This is a genomic window from Lysinibacillus sp. GbtcB16 (assembly GCF_019091145.1).
In the GTDB taxonomy this organism is placed as follows: domain Bacteria; phylum Bacillota; class Bacilli; order Bacillales_A; family Planococcaceae; genus Lysinibacillus; species Lysinibacillus fusiformis.
Genome location: NZ_JAGXJV010000001.1, coordinates 2,028,138 through 2,045,557 on the forward strand (window position 1 = coordinate 2,028,138; position 17,420 = coordinate 2,045,557).

The following is a 17,420-nucleotide window of genomic DNA, read 5'->3' on the forward strand; positions in this document are numbered from 1 at the left end:
CCTCCCTCATTTATAGTTTAAAGCTATAGATTAATATTAATTATATATTAGTAATTATAATTATGTGAATATATAATGAATTACAACAATATTTTTTCTACAATAATATTTGCAATGGGGATGATAAGATTATGTACACAATGACAGATCAAAAACAATGGAAAGGCCGTATAGATTCAACAACAAATAAAAGCAGTTTCCGTTTACACCAACAAGTAAAACGAATCGCGATTAATGATGTAAGCGCTTCAGATAAGAAAAGTGCTGCAATGGTTGGCTTTATTTGCGATGAGGGTGTACGTCGAAATCAAGGTCGAGTAGGAGCAGCAAATGGACCAAACGCACTACGTGAAGGACTTTCTAGTTTACCGTGGACGTTTGAGGAGGAGCAACAAATCATTGATGTAGGGAACATCATTTGTCTCAATCACGCACTAGAGGAGGCACAGCGAGAGCTTGGTGATGTTGTTAGCACCCTCCTACAAAAGAAATTACAATGTGTCGTGCTCGGTGGCGGTCACGAAACACTGTATGGTCATTATTTAGGTGTTCGTGCGGCATTACCAAAGGAAGCGAAAATCGGCATTATCAATATCGATGCTCATTTTGATTTACGACCATATGACGAGCAACCTTCTTCTGGTACAATGTTCCGTCAAATTTTAGAGCAAGACCCATATGTCGATTATTTTGTTGTTGGTATACAACGCTATGGCAATACAAAAGAGCTGTTCGAAAAAGCGGATGAGCTACAAGTGAAGTATGTAGTAGAAGATGACATGACATCTTCGGCCAATCTTCAGCCATTAATGGATGATTTACAAAATTATATGGATCAACATGATTATGTGCTTCTAACATTATGTATGGATGTATTAAGCGCAGCATCGGCACCAGGCGTAAGTGCACCTTCACCGTTTGGACTTGAACCGACAACTGTGCGTACGATTCTTCAAAAGGTAACTTCGCATCCACATACACACTCTTTTGATATTTGTGAGGTTAATCCGTCATTAGACGAAAACGGACGTACGGTGAAATTAGGTGCTTATTTTGTCTATGAAGCACTGAACAACTTACTTGGGGGGCAAGGTTCATGATCGAAATCAATCAAATTACAACGGTGTTTCTAGCCGTTGCACTCTTTGCATTAGGTGGCTTTCTCATTAATAAAATTGGATTCTTAAAACGTTTTTGTATTCCAGCACCAGTGGTCGGTGGCTTGCTGTTTGCTGCACTTGCGACCATTTTAAAGACTACAGGAACTTTAGAAATATCACTGGATACATCATTACAAAGTTTATTTATGATTACGTTTTTCACAACTATCGGCTTAGGAGCAAGCTTTAAGCTAGTTAGACTTGGTGGAAAATTACTTATAATTTACTGGCTAGCATGTGGCTTCCTTGCCCTCATGCAAAATGTCATTGGCGTTTCTCTTGCGTCACTAATGGGGATTCATCCTCTGATCGGTATGATGGCCGGTGCTGTGTCCATGGAAGGCGGCCATGGTGCTGCAGCAGCATTTGGACAAACATTAGAAGATTTGGGTATTTCCTCAGCAATGACAATCGGTGCTGCGGCTGCAACTTGTGGTTTAGTAGCTGGTGGTTTAATTGGTGGGCCAATCGTGAAATATTTAGTTAGTAAATACAATTTAACACCCGATGAACAAGAGGCTGAAGAAATCGAATATGAAAATAAACATGAACAAATTACATCTGATTCATTCTTTACACAAGTCTTATTAATTACTTTCTGTATGGCTGTCGGTACCTATGTTGGAACATTATTCTCTGAAGCGTCAGGCTTCGTCTTGCCAGGCTATGTAGGAGCTATGTTCGTTGCAGTCTTAGTCCGCAATATTATGGATAAATTTAAACCAGAAGCAATCAATATGAAGAGTATCTCATTAATTGGAGATGTAACATTAGGTGTTTTCCTTTCAATGGCTTTAATGAGTATTAAATTATGGGAAATTGCAGATTTAGCACTTCCATTATTTATCATCGTCTTTGCGCAAGTATTCTTTATTGTTGTATTTAGCACTTTCGTCTTGTTTAAATTACTCGGCAAAAACTATGATGCGGCCGTGATGGTTGCTGGTTTCGCAGGACATGGTCTAGGAGCAACACCGAATGCCATGGCCAATATGTCAGCCGTTGTCCAACGCTTCGGTCCTTCTAAAAAAGCCTTTCTCGTTGTACCAATTGTAGGCGCCTTTTTAATCGATGTGTTTGGTATTCCTATTATTATTACAACTATTAATTTATTTAAATAAAAACAAGCCGTACTTTGGTCTCTAAAAGACTAGTACGGCTTTTTCTATGATTATTCCGCTAAGTAAACTCAACTCTAAAAGTTCTTACAGCTGAAATTACTAGTTGAGCGTCGCCCCTATTGTATACGAGGTTCACAGAACGGATTCATCGAAAAAAATCTAAGTCAGCAAAATATCAGACTTAGATTTTAGGTCGTATATATTATTGTAAAATTTCACTAACCGTAACAAATTCATAGCCTTGCTTTTGTAAGTAGAGAAGGACATTATCTAAACCATTGGCAGTCGTTTGATGGATATCATGCATTAAAATAATACTGCCGTCTTTTACAGATGCTTTCACATACGCTAAAATTTTATCTGGATTATGATGCTTCCAATCAAGCGTATCAATTGACCATAGGATCGATGGAATTGTCATTACCGAACGAACTTGATCATTTGTCGCCCCATATGGTGGACGGAAAACAGTTGGATACTGACCAATTGCTGCATAGATGGCATTGCTTGTGCCATTTACTTCTTGCTTGACACCAGCGATGGATAATGCAGTTAATTTTTTATGGTTGGATGTATGATTGCCAATTTCATGCCCGGCATCATAGATATGCTTGACGATTGTAGCGTTTTTTGCAACATTTTTCCCTACCATAAAAAATGTTGCCTTTGCATCGTATTTTTGTAATGTAGCTAAAATTTGTGGTGTTACTTTGGCATCTGGTCCATCATCAAAGGTTAACGCTACACGTTTTTTTGAACCCTTTGGTGCTGGCACCCCTTTATTATAAACTTTATTATTAGTAAGCTGGATATTGGCTAATTCAGAAGCTTTGACATACCCTTTTTGGTCGCCCGCTTCTACATAAGCCCAACCCGCCAGCGTTATGTAATGCTGCACAGTCATCTTATTAGCAATTGTTCCTAGAACTTCTCCATTTGGACTAGCCGTCAAGCGTAACTCAGCACCATTTGGAGCATTAATTTGTTTCTTTGTTGGTACAGGTTTCTTTAGGGCAATTGTTGCTACATAGCCTATATCCTCTCCATATTGGACGAAAGACCAACCACCGGGTGCTGTACCATAGACATAAACCATGCGTCCTTCATATAGTTGACCAATATGCTGAGCATTTTGACTTGGTGCCGTAAATAAAGTAGTGCCACCCTGCTGAATAACTAAGTAGCCCTCAGACTTTACCTTCACTAAAACGTCAGATGTTACATAGCCCACCAGCTCTGGCGTTTGAATATGTGTCCACCCTTTACTTGCTTGTGTCACTTGGACGAAGCTACCTTTCGCAACTTCACCGATTTCCGCGCTATTTGTGGATGGCTCCTCGTAAATAACCGCATCTTTATTGATCTTTTGAATCTTCACTGATCCTTCAGCACTTGCTGACAGCTGCCCTACCATTAAGCCTAGTAAAAACGTCAAGCAAAAAGCATACACATAAGGTAAAGATTTTTTCATTATTCTACACCGCCCTTGATGTCTTTCCATGTCTGTAAATTGCTAAGATTTAACTTTAATTATAGAGGAATCGTCTATACCAGAAAATAGTTATAATCAACCAGATTCCAAATTCAAGTTTGTTAGAAAGGCATGGATACAGTACTCCTACCCTATTTTCTATAAAACTAGTCATCAATCAAGTTGATTTCAGTACCATGTGTGTTGCTTCGATAAAGAATAGTGATTGCCTCTAGTAGTTGCAATTCGAATAAACCTGCCTTAAGCGCAACAATTACGGTGCTACTAATTCAACCTTTATTCTATCAGGGTCCTCAAAATAAACAGCGTAATGCTCTTCTCCCCCTCCAAATGGATGCTTATTAGCATAAAGAATAGGAACGCCCTTTTCTTCTAATTGCTTTGTTATAGCATCAACCTGTTGCCTCGAACTTGCGTGGAATGCCAAATGATTTAAACCTACACGACTTCGATGATAAGCGATATCCATAAACTTTTCGTTCGTTTGGACAAAAACAATATAGGTGTCGTCTATTTTCCAGCTCCGACCACTTTCCCATTCCTGATAAGGTTGATAACCCAATTCCTCTAAAAACCATCCCCAAAAATGTATGGTGTTTTTCAAATTAGAAACATTTATTTCTATATGGTGAATAAGTCCTTGTGACAAATGGATAACCTCCTTTTCAACAAAGTTTTGAACTGCTAAATTTTCATTTATCTATCCATTCATATTGAATATCTGGTAAATTCTCTTCATTTTCATGTCCTCTTCCAATGATGGTAAATCCATTCTTTTCATAAAACAGTTGTGCGTTTTTATTTACTTCGAACGTAAATAACGTTAATCTTCCACTTGATTGTTTTTTTACATGGTCTAATAATGTTTGGCCTACTCCTAATCCTTGATAATCAATATGAATATAGAGCTGACTAATCTCCTTCTCGTTATAAGCAATCATTCCGATTACTTGATTATCCATGAACGCTAAATTGATTTGAAATGCTTCAAGTAATATATGGTTTAAAAAATAAATGTGGCTTTCCATGCTATGCTGTTCTTCCTGCCCAATAGCCTGTTTCTTGCTGTCTCGCCACATCAACACTGTTTGTTCCGCATATATGGGATCATATGGGATGATTTTAAATGGGTGTTGGTTCACTACGACTCTACCTCCATAGCATTTAGTAACTGCTAGATCATTTCTTCCATTCCTTGCAAACATGTATAGTTTAACATAAATAGCCAATCATTCGTGAGTTATGCCCTATTAAAGAGCATCGTAGGCTGTCAAAGCATCTTCGATATGTGGGGGTGGTGTCCAAGCATAACCTGGAGCATTTGTCGTAATGAATAGAAATTTACGTCCATCTTTTTCCATTAATGATGCTAGACATAACCCTGCTTCTGGCGTATATCCCGTTTTTCCACCCAAAATTGTTCCATCCATGCTAGGCATTCTCGTAAATAATGAATTTGCTATTAGCAATTCTGTTGGAACATGTGTCGTGTAAGCTTTCGAAGTAAAAATTTGATAAAAGGTCGGGTTTTCTAATGCATAACGGAGAAGCTTACTCATATCCTGTAAGCTTGATACATGTGCCTCATCATGTAGGCCGCTTGTATTGACAAAATGCGTTGCGTCCATGCCAAGTTTCTGTGCTTTATTGTTCATGTAAGTGACGAATTCATCCTCGCTGCCAGCTATGGCTTCAGCCAGTGTAGCCGTTGCATCTGCACCTGATGCAAGCAATGTGCCGTATAACAAATCTTCAATCGTGACAAAATCTCCTGCATGAAAGCCTGCCATAGAGGCATTTTGAGCGGTGTATTTGGCAATTGTTTGAGGTTTGACGATCGTTTGCATTTGTAAATCATCCGTCATTTCAATTGCAACAATAGCAGTCATAATTTTTGTTAATGAAGCAGGATATATGATGGCATCCGCATTTTTTTCATATAATACATCGCCCTGTTCATTAAGTAGCAAAGCATTTTTACTATGTAAGGACGGTAGCTCAAGATGTGCAAACTCTTGTGTTTTGTTTGTATCATATAATACGAAAATCACGATAACCAAACAGCAAAATAAGACCCATTTTTTCATAAAAAAAACGCCTCCTACACAATTATAATAGGCGGCAATTTTGAATATTCCTTAAGTTTGAATAAAAGCAAAGAAGGAAAGGCTCCAATACGCTTTAATCCGTTAATAGACATCTTCGAAATTAGAACAAATTCTTGTCACTTCTTGATTAGCTAATTTAAAAAACACATCTTGAGAAACCTCTAATTGAAGTGCATCTTCTTTATGAAGTCCTGCATAAATCCCTCGTAAAATACGACCTGTTAGACCGTGTGAAACAACGACTACCTTTGGATGATGTTGAATCTCTTTAAGCCAAGAGGACAGTCTGCTCACTACCGCTTCATAACTTTCCCCATCTGGCGCATGGAAATACCAATTAAAAGCATCTGTGTTTGTCAATAACTCTGGCCACGTTTGCTGAATGTCTGACATTTTCAAACCAGCCCATTGCCCAACTGCCACTTCTGTTAATCGTTGCTCAAACTCCACCTGATTGTAATCGTAGCCAAGCGTTTCACAAAGTATTTTTGTGCTCTCCACGGCTCTTCCGAGTGGGCTTGAAATAATTTTCCAATCATGAGCATGACCAATGAAGGTTTTCAGCATACGAGCATTTTGTTGCACTTGCTCACGACCAAGCTCCGTTAGTGGCGAATCTAGCTGTCCTTGATATCTTCCCTGCGTATTATATTCAGTCTCGCCATGACGAAGTAAGTAAATCATTTGCTGCATTAATTGGTTCCCCCTATTCATTCGCTTACTCTCATCATGTTAGAGGATTCATTCTTTTAAAGCAATAACATGATATAGACGAAGCTCAAAAACAAACATAAGGGGCTGTATAGCTTCGTATCATTTTTAGCGAATGGAGAATGCTTGATTGTTTTAAAAAAACCAACATATTTAAAATCACCAATTGCTCGTATACAAAAAACAATAGCACAGGCGATAGATCCTACTTTAGAATAGGCGGATGCAGGTAGGGCTGTCATATAGCCCCCTTGGACAAGAATGATAATGCTGGCTAATAGAACTAGCAAAGCCACACAGAGTGTTCCCCCTTTTCTAGGACTAAAAACTGCTTGTAGACTGCCTTCTTTGCTGGGGATAACTGCTCCAGTCCCCCATTGCCCACCGAATGCCCAATACACATGAATGATACTAATCAGCCATAATAGACACACTGAAACTAATGATAAAATAAACATAATTAGTTCCTCCTTTCCCATCAATAACATACGCCACCGTATGTTAAAGGGGTAAATAGGGTCCCTAAAGAATTGATATTGACTCTCATAGGGACATCCTAATTTCTATAACAGTAGCTTCACCATTTTCTCTAAATCAAAATGGGGGTTGGCTTCATATCGAGTCATCCAGCCAACATAGCTTAAATAAGCTAGCCTTGCTCGATCGATTGCTTGTTCACCATCCATCCCTTTTTTTTGATAAAGCTTGGCGACACAGTCAATTCGTTGTTCTTCAATTCGAACAATTCGAGTAGCGACATGCGCATCATATTTAGACCAAGCATAGATACCCATTTCTATTTTCTTATCTTTATGAAAGCTTATGCGTAGGAGCTGCTCCAAAGTAGCCCCTTCCTGCTCCATACTTTCAATAATGGCTTTTGTCGCATGTGTTTCCCAATAATCAAACATGGCATCTAATAGTTCTTGATGATCCCGAAAATAATGATAAAAGCTGCCTTTACTAATGTTTAAGGATCGAGCTAGTGCCTCGATACGTACTTTATGTATACCGTCTTCTGCTAATTGTTGTAGGGCAGCTTTTATCCAATCATCTCTCGTTACTTGCATGCTCATTCTCCTTAAAAATACGATGGCGTATGTTTTGTCTTATATTACCATCTTATTTTTAATTCTTCAACTTTTCTCGCCCTTATGATGTACATTGATATGATTATTCACCGTAAAATTGATGGTGATTACACGTGGTAAGATAGCACATACTAGCATAATAGCTATTAGCTTTTTCATTTATTTCCACCTTTTTTTCGGAATTGTTATTGCTCTGGTATAAAATATAGGAACATCCGATTTAGACATTCCTATTCTCTACAGAATCCTTTTTAACAGTCACGTTGCCCTGGCCAAACATCCTGCATTTTACTTAGCAAGACAATTTGCCCAATATGATAGGCGTCATGCATGGCTATACTTTTCAGCTCAAGCACTAATGTTCGTTCTCCACGGACCTCTCTATCTAAATCCTCTTGTGCTGACTTTTCTAGTATTTTTTCAAGTTCGCGGTGTATATACAAATATTCCTCTTTTGTTTCCTTCCAATTTTGCAACGTCAAAGTTGGTAAACGGAAAGTAGCGTCATTATTTTCTGCCTGCGGTTCATTCTCTGTTTCATCAAGATATCGCATGAGAAGTCGCTTTTTAAAGAAAAGTAAATGACAAACTATTTCCCAAATGGAATTCGTTGCCCCCTCAGTTGGTTTCCAAGTCGCCTGTTCAAGCGTAATATCCTCTAGCACTTTTTCAAGCGGTGGAAACCAGTCTTCTTGATCTAAGCAGCTAGTCCATTGTTGCAATAAAAGCGTCTTTACATCCATTTTCTTGTCACTCCCATTTGGTATTTAGTATACGAGACTACGAATTAAGTTTTTTTACTTTTGCTCATCACACTTTACACTAGCTAAGGCTTTTAATTTGATTATCCACTAGCCGACTTGCGCTAGAGCAGACGGTCAACCAGACTATCTTTAAAAAGTATTATCAAATAAATTTTCTGCCATGCCCAATAAGATATCATGCTCCTCAAATGTCATCAGCTGTTCTTTTGTAATCGATGCCTGTTGAATTAGTCGGTTTGATTGGATGGTTACCAGTTTTTCAAACAAGTTTCGAATATAACGACCGTTCGAGAAATTAGGGATGCTTTCAATTGGTATTTGATCTAGCTGCCTTTTCATATGATGTGCAAAGGATTCACCATATTGATAGTCATTCGTATGACAAAGCATAGCAAAAATCTCATAGAGTTCCTGCGTAGTAAAATTATCAAATTGTACAAAATGATTAAAACGTGATTTAAAGCCTGGGTTGGATTGTAAAAATTCCTCCATCAGCTCTGTATAACCGGCAACGATGATTACTAAGTCATCTCGTAAATCTTCCATAGCTTTTAATAAACTATCAATGGCTTCCTTGCCAAACGCATCTTGTTTATCATTGATCAAGGAATAGGCTTCATCAATAAAAAGAACACCTCCTTTTGCTTTATGGACCACTTCTTGAACTTTTAACGCTGTTTGTCCCACATATCCTGCCACAAGCCCTGCACGATCTGTTTCCACAAAATGACCGCTTGATAGGACACCAAGATGTTTATAAATGTGACCAATAATACGTGCCACTGTTGTTTTACCTGTGCCCGGATTACCAGAGAAAACAAGATGATAGGTAATAGGAAAACTTGTTAAGCCATGATCCACCCGCAAACTTTGAATTTTAATAAAATTGATTAAATTATGCAATTCCTTTTTGGCATTGGGTAGACCTACAAGGCTATCTAGCTGCATTTGTAGTTTCTCTATCTCCTGCTCGATTTCAGGTGTAATCCGCAGCCGTTCATCATCGATAAATTCGCCACTGTAAATGATCTTTCCTTCTTCGTTATAAAAGTCCCCACGTCCATGCTTTTTGCCATGCACCAGCTCTCCTATATAAGAGGCTTGTCCATTTGCATAATAAAGTACCCCTTGTCCGGTCATCGCATCCTCTTTAAATTGCCCCTCCGCTTCTAGAACCCCTTGCCGAGAATAGATTTTCCCTTTACCATGCTTCATATCTTCAAAGAAGTAGCCATCATAGCGGAGCGCTGTCACACCAATGGAAAGCTCCTCGGCTGTCGGTGATTCAGTAGGATAATAGAGCTTCCCTGCCCCCTGCATATGATGCCAAATAAAATCACCCTCGTATTGTAAAAAACCATTTGGATAGTATTGTTTGCCTTTGCCCTTTTTCATGCCATGAACAAAATCACCCTCGTACTGTGGCTGATTTAAATGAGGATATTGTTCGCGCAAAGCTCGATAAGGGGCAATAAGATCCTCTTCATAATATAAAATACCGTAACCATCCATTAAATCATTCCGAAAATGACCTTCATAATGAATGGAACCGTCCTTATATAAAATGCCATGACCTTGTTTTTTATTTTGAATAAATTCGCCCTGATAAATAAGTTGCCCTTTTAAATACATAATGCCATTTCCTTGTTTCATATGATTGACGAATTCACCCTCGAATAATCGTTCACCATCTTGGTCAAATAATATGCCCTTGCCATCATAAATATCGTGGCCGAAATCATTTTTTTTGACACCACCTTGATACATGACCGTTCCATCTGGGTAAAAAAGTTCTTTTTCTGCATGATTATGTGCCATTTTATTGCCTTCCTTTGTCATTTCAGTATATGCTCAATTATAGCGTGGATAAGAATACATATGTGCGAATTTTTAGAATTTAAGGAGAAGAGCATGAAAAAAAGATATAAAATACTTCTAGGCATTTTACTACCTCTACTTATTCTGTATATCTCTACAATGCTGTTAACGCGTGATACGGATTTTTCAAAGGAGGTTACGGAACGTCTTGATGTAGAGGAAATTAAGTCGATTGAAATTATTCGTGCCTCAGATGAAAAAACAATAATGATAACAGATGAAGCTGAAATGAATCAAATCATGCAGCAATTAAACGAGCAACCATTAAAAAAGGTATGGTTTACTAAATCTAATTTTAAAGAGGCATATTGGATCACTTTAGCCATTAATGGCGACCGAGAAGTTGGCTTACGTTTAGATGATGCCGAGCATTTATTCGTTTATTTATATGAGGAAAATTACATGAAGGATTACAAACTTACTAGTGATTTCGATACGTCATTCATGGAACAGCTTTTTCAATAACATAAACATAGACAACACTCCATGCTAATGATGATTCATGTCAAAGATATACGTTCAAATACCTTTTTGAAGGTTCATTAAACAAAATAGGTTGAATTTTTGACATAATCAACAAAAATTTTACATTAATGCGGAATAAAAAAGGACTTTAATCCATTCGATTAAAGTCCTCTTACAATTTATTTTAATTTGACAGCCGTGCCATATACCAATACTTCTGATGTGCCATCCATCACGGAAGACGTTGCATAGCGTACGCCAACAACTGCATCTGCGCCTAGTTGTTTGGCCTCTTCCTCCATTGCCTGTGTGGCAATTTCACGGGAGCGCACTAGCATTTCAGCATACTCTTTCATCTCTCCGCCCACAATATTTCGAAGACCAGCCATCATATCACGCCCAATGTTTCTTGACTGTACAGAATTCCCCTTCACTAAACCTAATGTTTCAACCACTTCTTTTCCTGCCACCACATCGGATGTTGCTAATAGCATCATTTTTCCTCCTCATATTACAATTTTTGAATAGCTTCCACAGCCCCTTCAATAGAAGCTGTAATAACTCCATTACGTTTAATTAAGCCGATTACAAATAAATTACGGTAGACAAATTGATTCTCAAGCCCATCTCGTACCAATGCCTCTATTTTTTGCATATTGTCACGCCCTTGTTGACGAACATCTGTCAGTACACCAATAATAGGACGATTCAGCATAGAAAACGCCCCAATTTCAGCGGCTACACCAGAATCAATCTCAACCCCATCTAATACGGCAATTAATACATCACTATTTTGTAGCATTTCTAAGTCTGCCTGAGCAATCGCTAAACTATCCGCATAAGCTGATTTATCATTAATAGCATCATTCTCCTGCGGAACATATAAGGCAATGCCTGGTACTGCTTTACGAATTGCTGCGGCTAGTTGTTCATTTACTAAACGATCTCCTAAAGAAAATAATCCATTTGCTAAATATGCTTTCATGTTGAACTCCTCAATCTATTGTTTTTTCAAAAATGATTTTATGTCTTCCCTTTTCATCCACAAATGTGGAAGCAATATCAAAACCATGCTTGAGATTGGCGATGAGCATGGTTTTGAATGTATTTCTGCCATATGTACGAACTTTGTCAAAGCCTAGTGTTTTAATATGTTCGTGCTGTTTTTTCATTAATTGGCTAGCAATCCCCTGACCGCGCTTCGTGACATGAACACCACCCAACCAACTATAAAATACACCATCTGGATGTGGATATCCTAGTTTAAAGCCGATGACACTTGCATCCTCCACCGCCAAGAGGCAAAGGAGGCCCTCTTTCTTCGCTAACTTTTCAACCGTTAGCTTAGCACCATCAAAGACATGGGCGTGAAGTTCTTGCAATGAGTTGAGCCAATCATAGGGTAGACCTTCTATCGTCACAATATACATGTTCATCACCTCTATCTGTTTGATAGTATAACAGAAATACTTTACCTTCGTGATACTTGAACAGACAGAGCGAGAGCAAGAATCGTTTGTTCTGGATAACTTTACAAGAAATAGTATGCTATGCCATTCCATCTTGGAAGGGTCTAAGGCATTGCTCATGCTGGAAGTTAGTTGATTTCAGCTAATAATTCCTTATAATAGAAAGATATCATCCATCCACAACATCACTAGAGGTGTATTTTTTATGTATTTTGGCATTATCCCACTAATTTTATTGTTCATTTTTCTCTTTTCTTATTGGAAAGATCCGAGAAAGATGATGAACGGACTACTATTTAATATGTTTGTCTGTTCATTTCTGTTATTCTGCTTCATTGTTTCCTTTTCATCGGATCTTTACTTTTTAAGAATGGCTGTCGTTATTCCACTAATTGCCCTTTTTCTCCTGATTCCCTTTGCAATTATTGCTTTAATGTTTGGCCTGTTTTTAAACGCTAGAGTTTTAATGAAACGAGAAGGTAGACGCTTGGCTAATTCATTAACCTTGCTAGTAGCCATTGGCATTTTATTATTTATGCTGTTACCGATAATCAATCCAGCTAGCTTATTTTCAAGCCATCTCCAACCGATATTTGCTGGTATATCGCTTATTACATTTTATTTCTTTATCCATTTATCTAATTTCTTATCAGCTTATTTTCTCTATCAATTTAATCGTCCCAAGTATAACCAAGATTTTATCATTGTACTGGGAAGTGGCTTAATTAATGATAAGGTACCGCCCCTGTTAGCTAGCCGCATTCAAAAAGCAATCGATTTCTATCATAGACAAGCTGCAGTAAGTACTCCTCCAACGATCATCTTGTCTGGTGGTCAAGGAGCTGATGAGAATCTACCTGAAGCAGAAGCCATGCAAAGGTATGCGATTGAAAAGGGGATTCCTATTGAGCATACGCTACAAGAAAATCGTTCTGTCAATACGTATCAAAACATGTTATTTTCAAAGCAAATAATGGACGATATCAAACAAGGCGAGGCATATAACAGTATCTTCACAACCAATAATTTTCACTTATTTCGTGCAGGAATTTATGCCAGACTTGCTGGCTTAAACAGTCAGGGCATTGGCGCGAAAACAGCCTTTTACTATTGGCCTAATGCCATGATTCGTGAATATGTAGCGATTGTTGTTTTAGAACGGAAACGACATATGAAACTGATTGCCCCCATCATTATTATGACCATTTTATTAGCCCTATTCAGCTTTTTCTTTGTTTAAACTGTTGAAAGGATTCAATACATTTACGTATTTGAATCCTTTCATTGTATTTTTATAGCCAGCCTATAGAAGCTCTTTATCTTGTAAAGGTTATTTTCTATCGGCTCATTTGTTGCAAGCGGCTAATATCTAGCTCTACTCTCTGTATAAGATAGGCAAGATTAGATGACCATTCCAGCCAATTATCAGACTCACGCCATAGTTCTATAATTTCTCTTTCTCCGTATTGATCTGGAATCTCATTCTTAATGTCTTTCAGATATTTTAAAATAAATGCCAACGAGTCTTCATCTGGCAGCAGTTGCTTTTGTGAATGAACGCTTTTATGACCACAAAATTCTCCACTATCGAGATAGTCAATATAAAGCTCTGCTAACGCCATTGCACTAACATCAAAGAAAAAGTCAATATCATCTAAGGTCTCTCCAAAAAATCCTTTACTCTTCATTTCTTGTACAATGTTCGATAATGGTACATACTTTGATTCTTGATGATGTTCTATATAATCCCGTAACATGCCAACTACATCTAAACCTTCATCGCATTCCAACGCTTTATAACCCCATGCACCCATCGTGTAGCACCTAGCCCTTCATATAGGATATTTTTGTAATTGTTAAGCCGGTGAAGCCGTTATTAAAAAGAACCACAGCAAACAACGAGCTCGGAACCACTCTATATGCATTGCAAAAAAGCTCCTTTTTACAAATAAGAGCCAAAGTAGAAATTCACTTTTTCATCTGAATAGCCGTCCTGACCTCTCCAAGTTGCCATAGCCATAAAATCAGTTCCCCGCCCGCGTTCCTTGCGATAATCATCTGTCGATACTAGCAGACCAGCATACCCCCATATTTCCATAACGGCATCTCGCTCATATTGATTGGACTTGAAAACATCCTTCCAACGCTTTTCTAATTGTCTAGCAGCATCCGTATTTTTGCAGGACTTTATAGCCTCTAGCATCTGTTTGAAAATCTCTATATCTGCCTCACAAACGATTAATGACTCTTGTTCTTGTATTAAACATTCTAGATCGAGCAAACAATACACTAGCCAGTTTAAGCGAACACCTCCCCACTTCACTCGTTCAAAATTAAGGACATTTACATCTTCGTTTATATAGTTTTCATTCGACATTATTTTATATTCATTACAATAGCCACAGGCACTGTAGGATACTAACTCTTCAGGTCGCTCATGATACGTATGGATCGGTAGTTGTGCAGTAAGAGCCCAGCTTGATAACGCACTCCGTAAATATACTTTACGGGTCGAGAGGCTGTGCAAAAAAGCCTTCACCACAAGATCCTTAGTTAGCATTTCATCATGAAGCTGTCGCAGTCTTTGTATACATTCATCATGGGAAATCGTTAAGCGATCAAACATTAAGCCCATCCTTTTTGCATACTGAAAATCCTCCTCTGCATACGTATACTTCCCATCTCTCCATCTACCAGATTGCCAATATGTTTGCATTAAAATTTTCTTTGCCTTTTGATCCATTAAAAACTTCCTCCTTCTAAAGTTCTAACTTGACCTTTAGATTCTCCGCCATCTCTCTCCACTGCTGCTTCCAAGGCAAGCCATCCAGTTCAACTTCTGCTTGCGCGAGCCAATAATCACCCTCCATTAGCTCAAACATATCCATAAAGGTTATCACCGCACATACTGGATTGTTTAATGCCGCTATCATCGGCTCCGGCCCATCATCCCAGTTGTAATGATTGACAATGGCATGCAAAATAATAGACGAGGAAACCTTGCTAATTTGTTGACACATCTTATCGAGATTTTCTTCATCAAGGATGGTATCCACTTGTCGCTGTTCTTCCGAATTCAAGGTCAATCTGATGGCGCCTGGTGTATCCAACAATAAATCGGCTATTTCGCTTTGCGCTCTTGCGTTATACCAGGCAGTGGCTGTCATTCCTTCTGTAGCCTGTAAAGAAACGCCTCTAGCAAGGAGTAATGAAATAACTTCTTTTTGCTTAAATTTCACAGCTTTTTTAAGTGCCGTATCACCTAGCTTATCTCGTACCTCCAAATCTATATTTTGCGCAAGTAGAAGCTCAATCCCTTCCATTGACATCCGATTTGTGATGAAAAGCATTAACGGTGTTCTTCCTCGCGCATCGCATTCATTTACATCAAGCTTGCTCACTGCTTCACGCACCGTCTCCAGATTTTTGGATTGACTAACCTCCGCCCATTCCATTTGGCTTTCCCTCCTAATTAACCCATTGTTGTAATTTTTCTAGCACTTCCTTCCTTTCTGAGGTTTCTTGTTTTATACGCTGGGCAAGCTTCTTAGCACCGCCAAATATTCGGTACAAAACAAATTCACGCTCATAGCTTTCTTTCGTTTCTAACTCCTGAACTAGCGCCTTTAGTAGTTCTACTTCCATATTTTCAATCCCTTTTAGCGGCTTTGCTGATTCATTAGCTCCAAGAAGAATGGTTACAAACACAGGAATAAGCTCTACCGATAAGCCGTGCGCTTCAATAAAAGCCTCCCCATAGGAATCCTGTACAGACTGATGCTCAGAATCGACGAGGTTCATATAGCTTTGCACAAGCGGAAAATAATCCTTACTAAAAAGCCCTAAGCCTAAAACCGCATAGGTTCCAGGCATCGCTGATTTTTCACTTGGCTCTACATCCTGGTACCATGCATATTCCTTCATTGCCACCTGAGCATAGTCTGCTAATAAAGGAAAAAGACTAGGATAAGCTAGGCAATTAGCAAAAAACTGATGAAGCTTCGATTTGGCTAGCTTTTTAAGCGGAAGGAAATTTTTCACTTTCGTCTTTAAAGTCATTTTATAGCCCTTCGGAAAGCCTTCCTGTAAAAGATGAATGATATAATGAAGCGCTTCACGATAAGCCGCTTCCTCTTCCTTTTTTATTTGTATATCAATCGTTTGCAAAATATCATTGGCTCTGCCCTCAATAAAATCACTTTTGCACTTACTTTCAAAACGTCCACTTCCCTTTTGTAAATACTCCGTTGCCTGCTGTGAGCCAAGCTGTTTTGCAAGACTGAGGTATTGCAAACGAGTAGCTGGTTCCTTATAACCGATTTTGACCGCCACATAGAGAAAGAAATCTAGCTTTTCCTGCTCCATAGAAGGCTCGATGTCTTCGTTTTTAAGTATCCACTCATTGGTGTAATCATCTGTTTGCTCAAAATAGCTCTTTAAAAAGTGGTCTTCTGCCCAATGTTTAAAAGCATTTGTAAAATAATAGCTCCACTGATCTAAACGCTCTTTATTCCCCAGATGTTTTTCCTGTAGCTGACGAATAACTGGTTCGATCTCCTCTGCTGTTTGTTGAAAAAAATGTGGATTGACTAAATGCTGTGCTAAGAAAAACTCATCATTGTCATTTGGACGCACAGGAAGCTCTGCCATAACTTTCGTTTCAATAAAAGATGCTAATTCCTGTTTCATGAACGCTAGCTTCTGTTCATTAAGCAGCTCCTTTTGAAATGACCACATCGTCTCACCATACTCAAATTCAAGCAACACCTGAAAATGATAATCAAAAAATCGAGAACCATATGGCTGTGCCTGAAACATTTGCTCCATCTTTGTACTTAAAGCCGAAAAAAGATTCTCCACATAGTTTTGTTCTATAATTTCCTGTATGTATGTCCCTGCATCCACCCTATAAGCACTATCACTCCAACTAAATGGTTCATAGATATCAATATAAATAGTCCCGTATTGACTTTTGCCTTTTTTCCATGTGATTTTTAAATAGTTAAAGATACCTGCTTGTAGTCGGCTTTGTTGTTGAATACCTTCAAGACGTTTACTCTCTTGCTGATAGACGGTGGTAAGCTGACCCCACACATCCGCTAAAAAATAATCTATAGACTGCTGCATCTGCTCCATCCTTTCTTAGAGAAAAATCTCTCGC

General features: G+C 38.5%; 20 protein-coding genes. 4 read left to right on the top strand and 16 right to left on the bottom strand.

From position 1 onward, the window contains the following. Positions 1-131 precede the first annotated feature (131 nt). Together hutG and gltS are read left to right on the top strand one after the other, a co-directional pair. Positions 132-1,100 (top strand): formimidoylglutamase, encoded by a 969-nt coding sequence (hutG, locus tag KVT27_RS10325; RefSeq protein ID WP_217581258.1) that lies wholly within the window; start codon positions 132-134, stop codon positions 1,098-1,100. Next, entirely contained in the window at positions 1,097-2,281 is a 1,185-nt protein-coding gene (gltS, locus tag KVT27_RS10330; protein ID WP_217581259.1) for a sodium/glutamate symporter, read from the top strand. The genes hutG and gltS overlap by 4 nt, the downstream gene beginning before the upstream one ends. 202 nt (positions 2,282-2,483) lie before the next feature. Here gltS and KVT27_RS10335 read toward each other — a convergent pair whose 3' ends face one another. From KVT27_RS10335 to KVT27_RS10375, 9 genes are all read right to left on the bottom strand, one after another. After that, on the bottom strand, positions 2,484-3,752 hold the full coding sequence (locus tag KVT27_RS10335) for a polysaccharide deacetylase family protein (protein ID WP_217581260.1): 1,269 nt from the start codon (positions 3,750-3,752) through the stop codon (positions 2,484-2,486). 274 nt (positions 3,753-4,026) lie between these two features. Next, positions 4,027-4,422: a VOC family protein gene (locus KVT27_RS10340; RefSeq protein WP_036126531.1), complete on the bottom strand. Its 396-nt coding sequence runs from the start codon at positions 4,420-4,422 to the stop codon at positions 4,027-4,029. A 43-nt stretch (positions 4,423-4,465) separates the two neighbouring features. Then, positions 4,466-4,915, bottom strand: coding sequence for a GNAT family N-acetyltransferase (locus KVT27_RS10345; RefSeq protein WP_036126532.1), 450 nt, complete (start codon positions 4,913-4,915; stop codon positions 4,466-4,468). Positions 4,916-5,023: 108 nt separating this feature from the next. Then, positions 5,024-5,860: a D-alanyl-D-alanine carboxypeptidase family protein gene (locus KVT27_RS10350; RefSeq protein WP_036148747.1), complete on the bottom strand. Its 837-nt coding sequence runs from the start codon at positions 5,858-5,860 to the stop codon at positions 5,024-5,026. Between the two features lie 102 nt (positions 5,861-5,962). Then, positions 5,963-6,574, bottom strand: coding sequence for a histidine phosphatase family protein (locus KVT27_RS10355; RefSeq protein WP_217581261.1), 612 nt, complete (start codon positions 6,572-6,574; stop codon positions 5,963-5,965). A gap of 56 nt (positions 6,575-6,630) precedes the next feature. Then, entirely contained in the window at positions 6,631-7,050 is a 420-nt protein-coding gene (locus tag KVT27_RS10360) for a DUF3995 domain-containing protein (protein WP_254636092.1), read from the bottom strand. A gap of 105 nt (positions 7,051-7,155) precedes the next feature. Next, complete coding sequence (locus KVT27_RS10365; protein WP_150907282.1) at positions 7,156-7,662, bottom strand: TetR/AcrR family transcriptional regulator; 507 nt, start codon at positions 7,660-7,662, stop codon at positions 7,156-7,158. Positions 7,663-7,934: 272 nt separating this feature from the next. Further along, positions 7,935-8,426 carry a DinB family protein gene (locus tag KVT27_RS10370; protein WP_208705862.1) on the bottom strand — a complete coding sequence of 164 codons (492 nt, stop codon included), beginning with the start codon at positions 8,424-8,426 and terminating at the stop codon, positions 7,935-7,937. Positions 8,427-8,576: 150 nt separating this feature from the next. Beyond that, positions 8,577-10,265 carry an AAA family ATPase gene (locus KVT27_RS10375; protein WP_217581262.1) on the bottom strand — a complete coding sequence of 563 codons (1,689 nt, stop codon included), beginning with the start codon at positions 10,263-10,265 and terminating at the stop codon, positions 8,577-8,579. 93 nt (positions 10,266-10,358) lie between these two features. Here KVT27_RS10375 and KVT27_RS10380 point away from each other — a divergent pair, with 93 nt between their 5' ends. Continuing rightward, complete coding sequence (locus KVT27_RS10380) at positions 10,359-10,790, top strand: DUF5301 domain-containing protein (RefSeq protein WP_036126544.1); 432 nt, start codon at positions 10,359-10,361, stop codon at positions 10,788-10,790. A 179-nt stretch (positions 10,791-10,969) separates the two neighbouring features. On the opposite strand, the gene KVT27_RS10385 is transcribed toward KVT27_RS10380, so the two are convergent. The 3 genes from KVT27_RS10385 to KVT27_RS10395 are packed head-to-tail and all read right to left on the bottom strand — an operon-like array spanning position 10,970 to position 12,220. After that, positions 10,970-11,284, bottom strand: a complete 315-nt coding sequence (locus KVT27_RS10385) for a YbjQ family protein (RefSeq protein ID WP_208705858.1) — start codon at positions 11,282-11,284, stop codon at positions 10,970-10,972. Between the two features lie 17 nt (positions 11,285-11,301). Continuing rightward, a complete protein-coding gene (locus KVT27_RS10390; RefSeq protein WP_036126549.1) occupies positions 11,302-11,775 on the bottom strand; it encodes a nucleoside 2-deoxyribosyltransferase in 474 nt (157 codons plus the stop codon). A 10-nt stretch (positions 11,776-11,785) separates the two neighbouring features. Further along, positions 11,786-12,220 (bottom strand): GNAT family N-acetyltransferase, encoded by a 435-nt coding sequence (locus KVT27_RS10395; RefSeq protein WP_036148760.1) that lies wholly within the window; start codon positions 12,218-12,220, stop codon positions 11,786-11,788. A 244-nt stretch (positions 12,221-12,464) separates the two neighbouring features. Between KVT27_RS10395 and KVT27_RS10400 the strand changes: the two genes are divergently transcribed. Continuing rightward, positions 12,465-13,499 carry a YdcF family protein gene (locus KVT27_RS10400; RefSeq protein ID WP_036126553.1) on the top strand — a complete coding sequence of 345 codons (1,035 nt, stop codon included), beginning with the start codon at positions 12,465-12,467 and terminating at the stop codon, positions 13,497-13,499. Positions 13,500-13,596: 97 nt separating this feature from the next. On the opposite strand, the gene KVT27_RS10405 is transcribed toward KVT27_RS10400, so the two are convergent. From KVT27_RS10405 to KVT27_RS10420, 4 genes are all read right to left on the bottom strand, one after another. Then, the gene (locus KVT27_RS10405; protein ID WP_208705852.1) at positions 13,597-14,073 is read right to left on the bottom strand and encodes a DUF4259 domain-containing protein; all 477 of its coding nucleotides are present in this window, start codon (positions 14,071-14,073) and stop codon (positions 13,597-13,599) included. A gap of 128 nt (positions 14,074-14,201) precedes the next feature. Continuing rightward, the gene (locus tag KVT27_RS10410; protein WP_217581263.1) at positions 14,202-15,002 is read right to left on the bottom strand and encodes a hypothetical protein; all 801 of its coding nucleotides are present in this window, start codon (positions 15,000-15,002) and stop codon (positions 14,202-14,204) included. 16 nt (positions 15,003-15,018) lie between these two features. Next, positions 15,019-15,714 (bottom strand): DUF4274 domain-containing protein, encoded by a 696-nt coding sequence (locus KVT27_RS10415; protein WP_150907278.1) that lies wholly within the window; start codon positions 15,712-15,714, stop codon positions 15,019-15,021. Positions 15,715-15,727: 13 nt separating this feature from the next. After that, positions 15,728-17,395 (bottom strand): DUF6138 family protein, encoded by a 1,668-nt coding sequence (locus KVT27_RS10420; RefSeq protein ID WP_274991336.1) that lies wholly within the window; start codon positions 17,393-17,395, stop codon positions 15,728-15,730. Positions 17,396-17,420 lie beyond the last annotated feature (25 nt).

What these genes read in the sequence shown, in the direction of transcription:
- KVT27_RS10420 (WP_274991336.1), bottom strand. Translation starts at nt 17,395, where the DNA reads ATGGAGCAGATGCAGCAGTCTATAGATTATTTTTTAGCGGATGTGTGG.
- KVT27_RS10390 (WP_036126549.1), bottom strand. Translation starts at nt 11,775, where the DNA reads ATGAAAGCATATTTAGCAAATGGATTATTTTCTTTAGGAGATCGTTTA.
- KVT27_RS10410 (WP_217581263.1), bottom strand. Translation starts at nt 15,002, where the DNA reads ATGGATCAAAAGGCAAAGAAAATTTTAATGCAAACATATTGGCAATCT.
- hutG (WP_217581258.1), top strand. Translation starts at nt 132, where the DNA reads ATGTACACAATGACAGATCAAAAACAATGGAAAGGCCGTATAGATTCA.
- KVT27_RS10405 (WP_208705852.1), bottom strand. Translation starts at nt 14,073, where the DNA reads ATGGGTGCATGGGGTTATAAAGCGTTGGAATGCGATGAAGGTTTAGAT.
- KVT27_RS10360 (WP_254636092.1), bottom strand. Translation starts at nt 7,050, where the DNA reads ATGTTTATTTTATCATTAGTTTCAGTGTGTCTATTATGGCTGATTAGT.
- gltS (WP_217581259.1), top strand. Translation starts at nt 1,097, where the DNA reads ATGATCGAAATCAATCAAATTACAACGGTGTTTCTAGCCGTTGCACTC.
- KVT27_RS10365 (WP_150907282.1), bottom strand. Translation starts at nt 7,662, where the DNA reads ATGCAAGTAACGAGAGATGATTGGATAAAAGCTGCCCTACAACAATTA.
- KVT27_RS10350 (WP_036148747.1), bottom strand. Translation starts at nt 5,860, where the DNA reads ATGAAAAAATGGGTCTTATTTTGCTGTTTGGTTATCGTGATTTTCGTA.
- KVT27_RS10355 (WP_217581261.1), bottom strand. Translation starts at nt 6,574, where the DNA reads ATGCAGCAAATGATTTACTTACTTCGTCATGGCGAGACTGAATATAAT.
- KVT27_RS10415 (WP_150907278.1), bottom strand. Translation starts at nt 15,714, where the DNA reads ATGGAATGGGCGGAGGTTAGTCAATCCAAAAATCTGGAGACGGTGCGT.
- KVT27_RS10375 (WP_217581262.1), bottom strand. Translation starts at nt 10,265, where the DNA reads ATGGCACATAATCATGCAGAAAAAGAACTTTTTTACCCAGATGGAACG.
- KVT27_RS10395 (WP_036148760.1), bottom strand. Translation starts at nt 12,220, where the DNA reads ATGTATATTGTGACGATAGAAGGTCTACCCTATGATTGGCTCAACTCA.
- KVT27_RS10335 (WP_217581260.1), bottom strand. Translation starts at nt 3,752, where the DNA reads ATGAAAAAATCTTTACCTTATGTGTATGCTTTTTGCTTGACGTTTTTA.
- KVT27_RS10370 (WP_208705862.1), bottom strand. Translation starts at nt 8,426, where the DNA reads ATGGATGTAAAGACGCTTTTATTGCAACAATGGACTAGCTGCTTAGAT.
- KVT27_RS10385 (WP_208705858.1), bottom strand. Translation starts at nt 11,284, where the DNA reads ATGCTATTAGCAACATCCGATGTGGTGGCAGGAAAAGAAGTGGTTGAA.
- KVT27_RS10380 (WP_036126544.1), top strand. Translation starts at nt 10,359, where the DNA reads ATGAAAAAAAGATATAAAATACTTCTAGGCATTTTACTACCTCTACTT.
- KVT27_RS10400 (WP_036126553.1), top strand. Translation starts at nt 12,465, where the DNA reads ATGTATTTTGGCATTATCCCACTAATTTTATTGTTCATTTTTCTCTTT.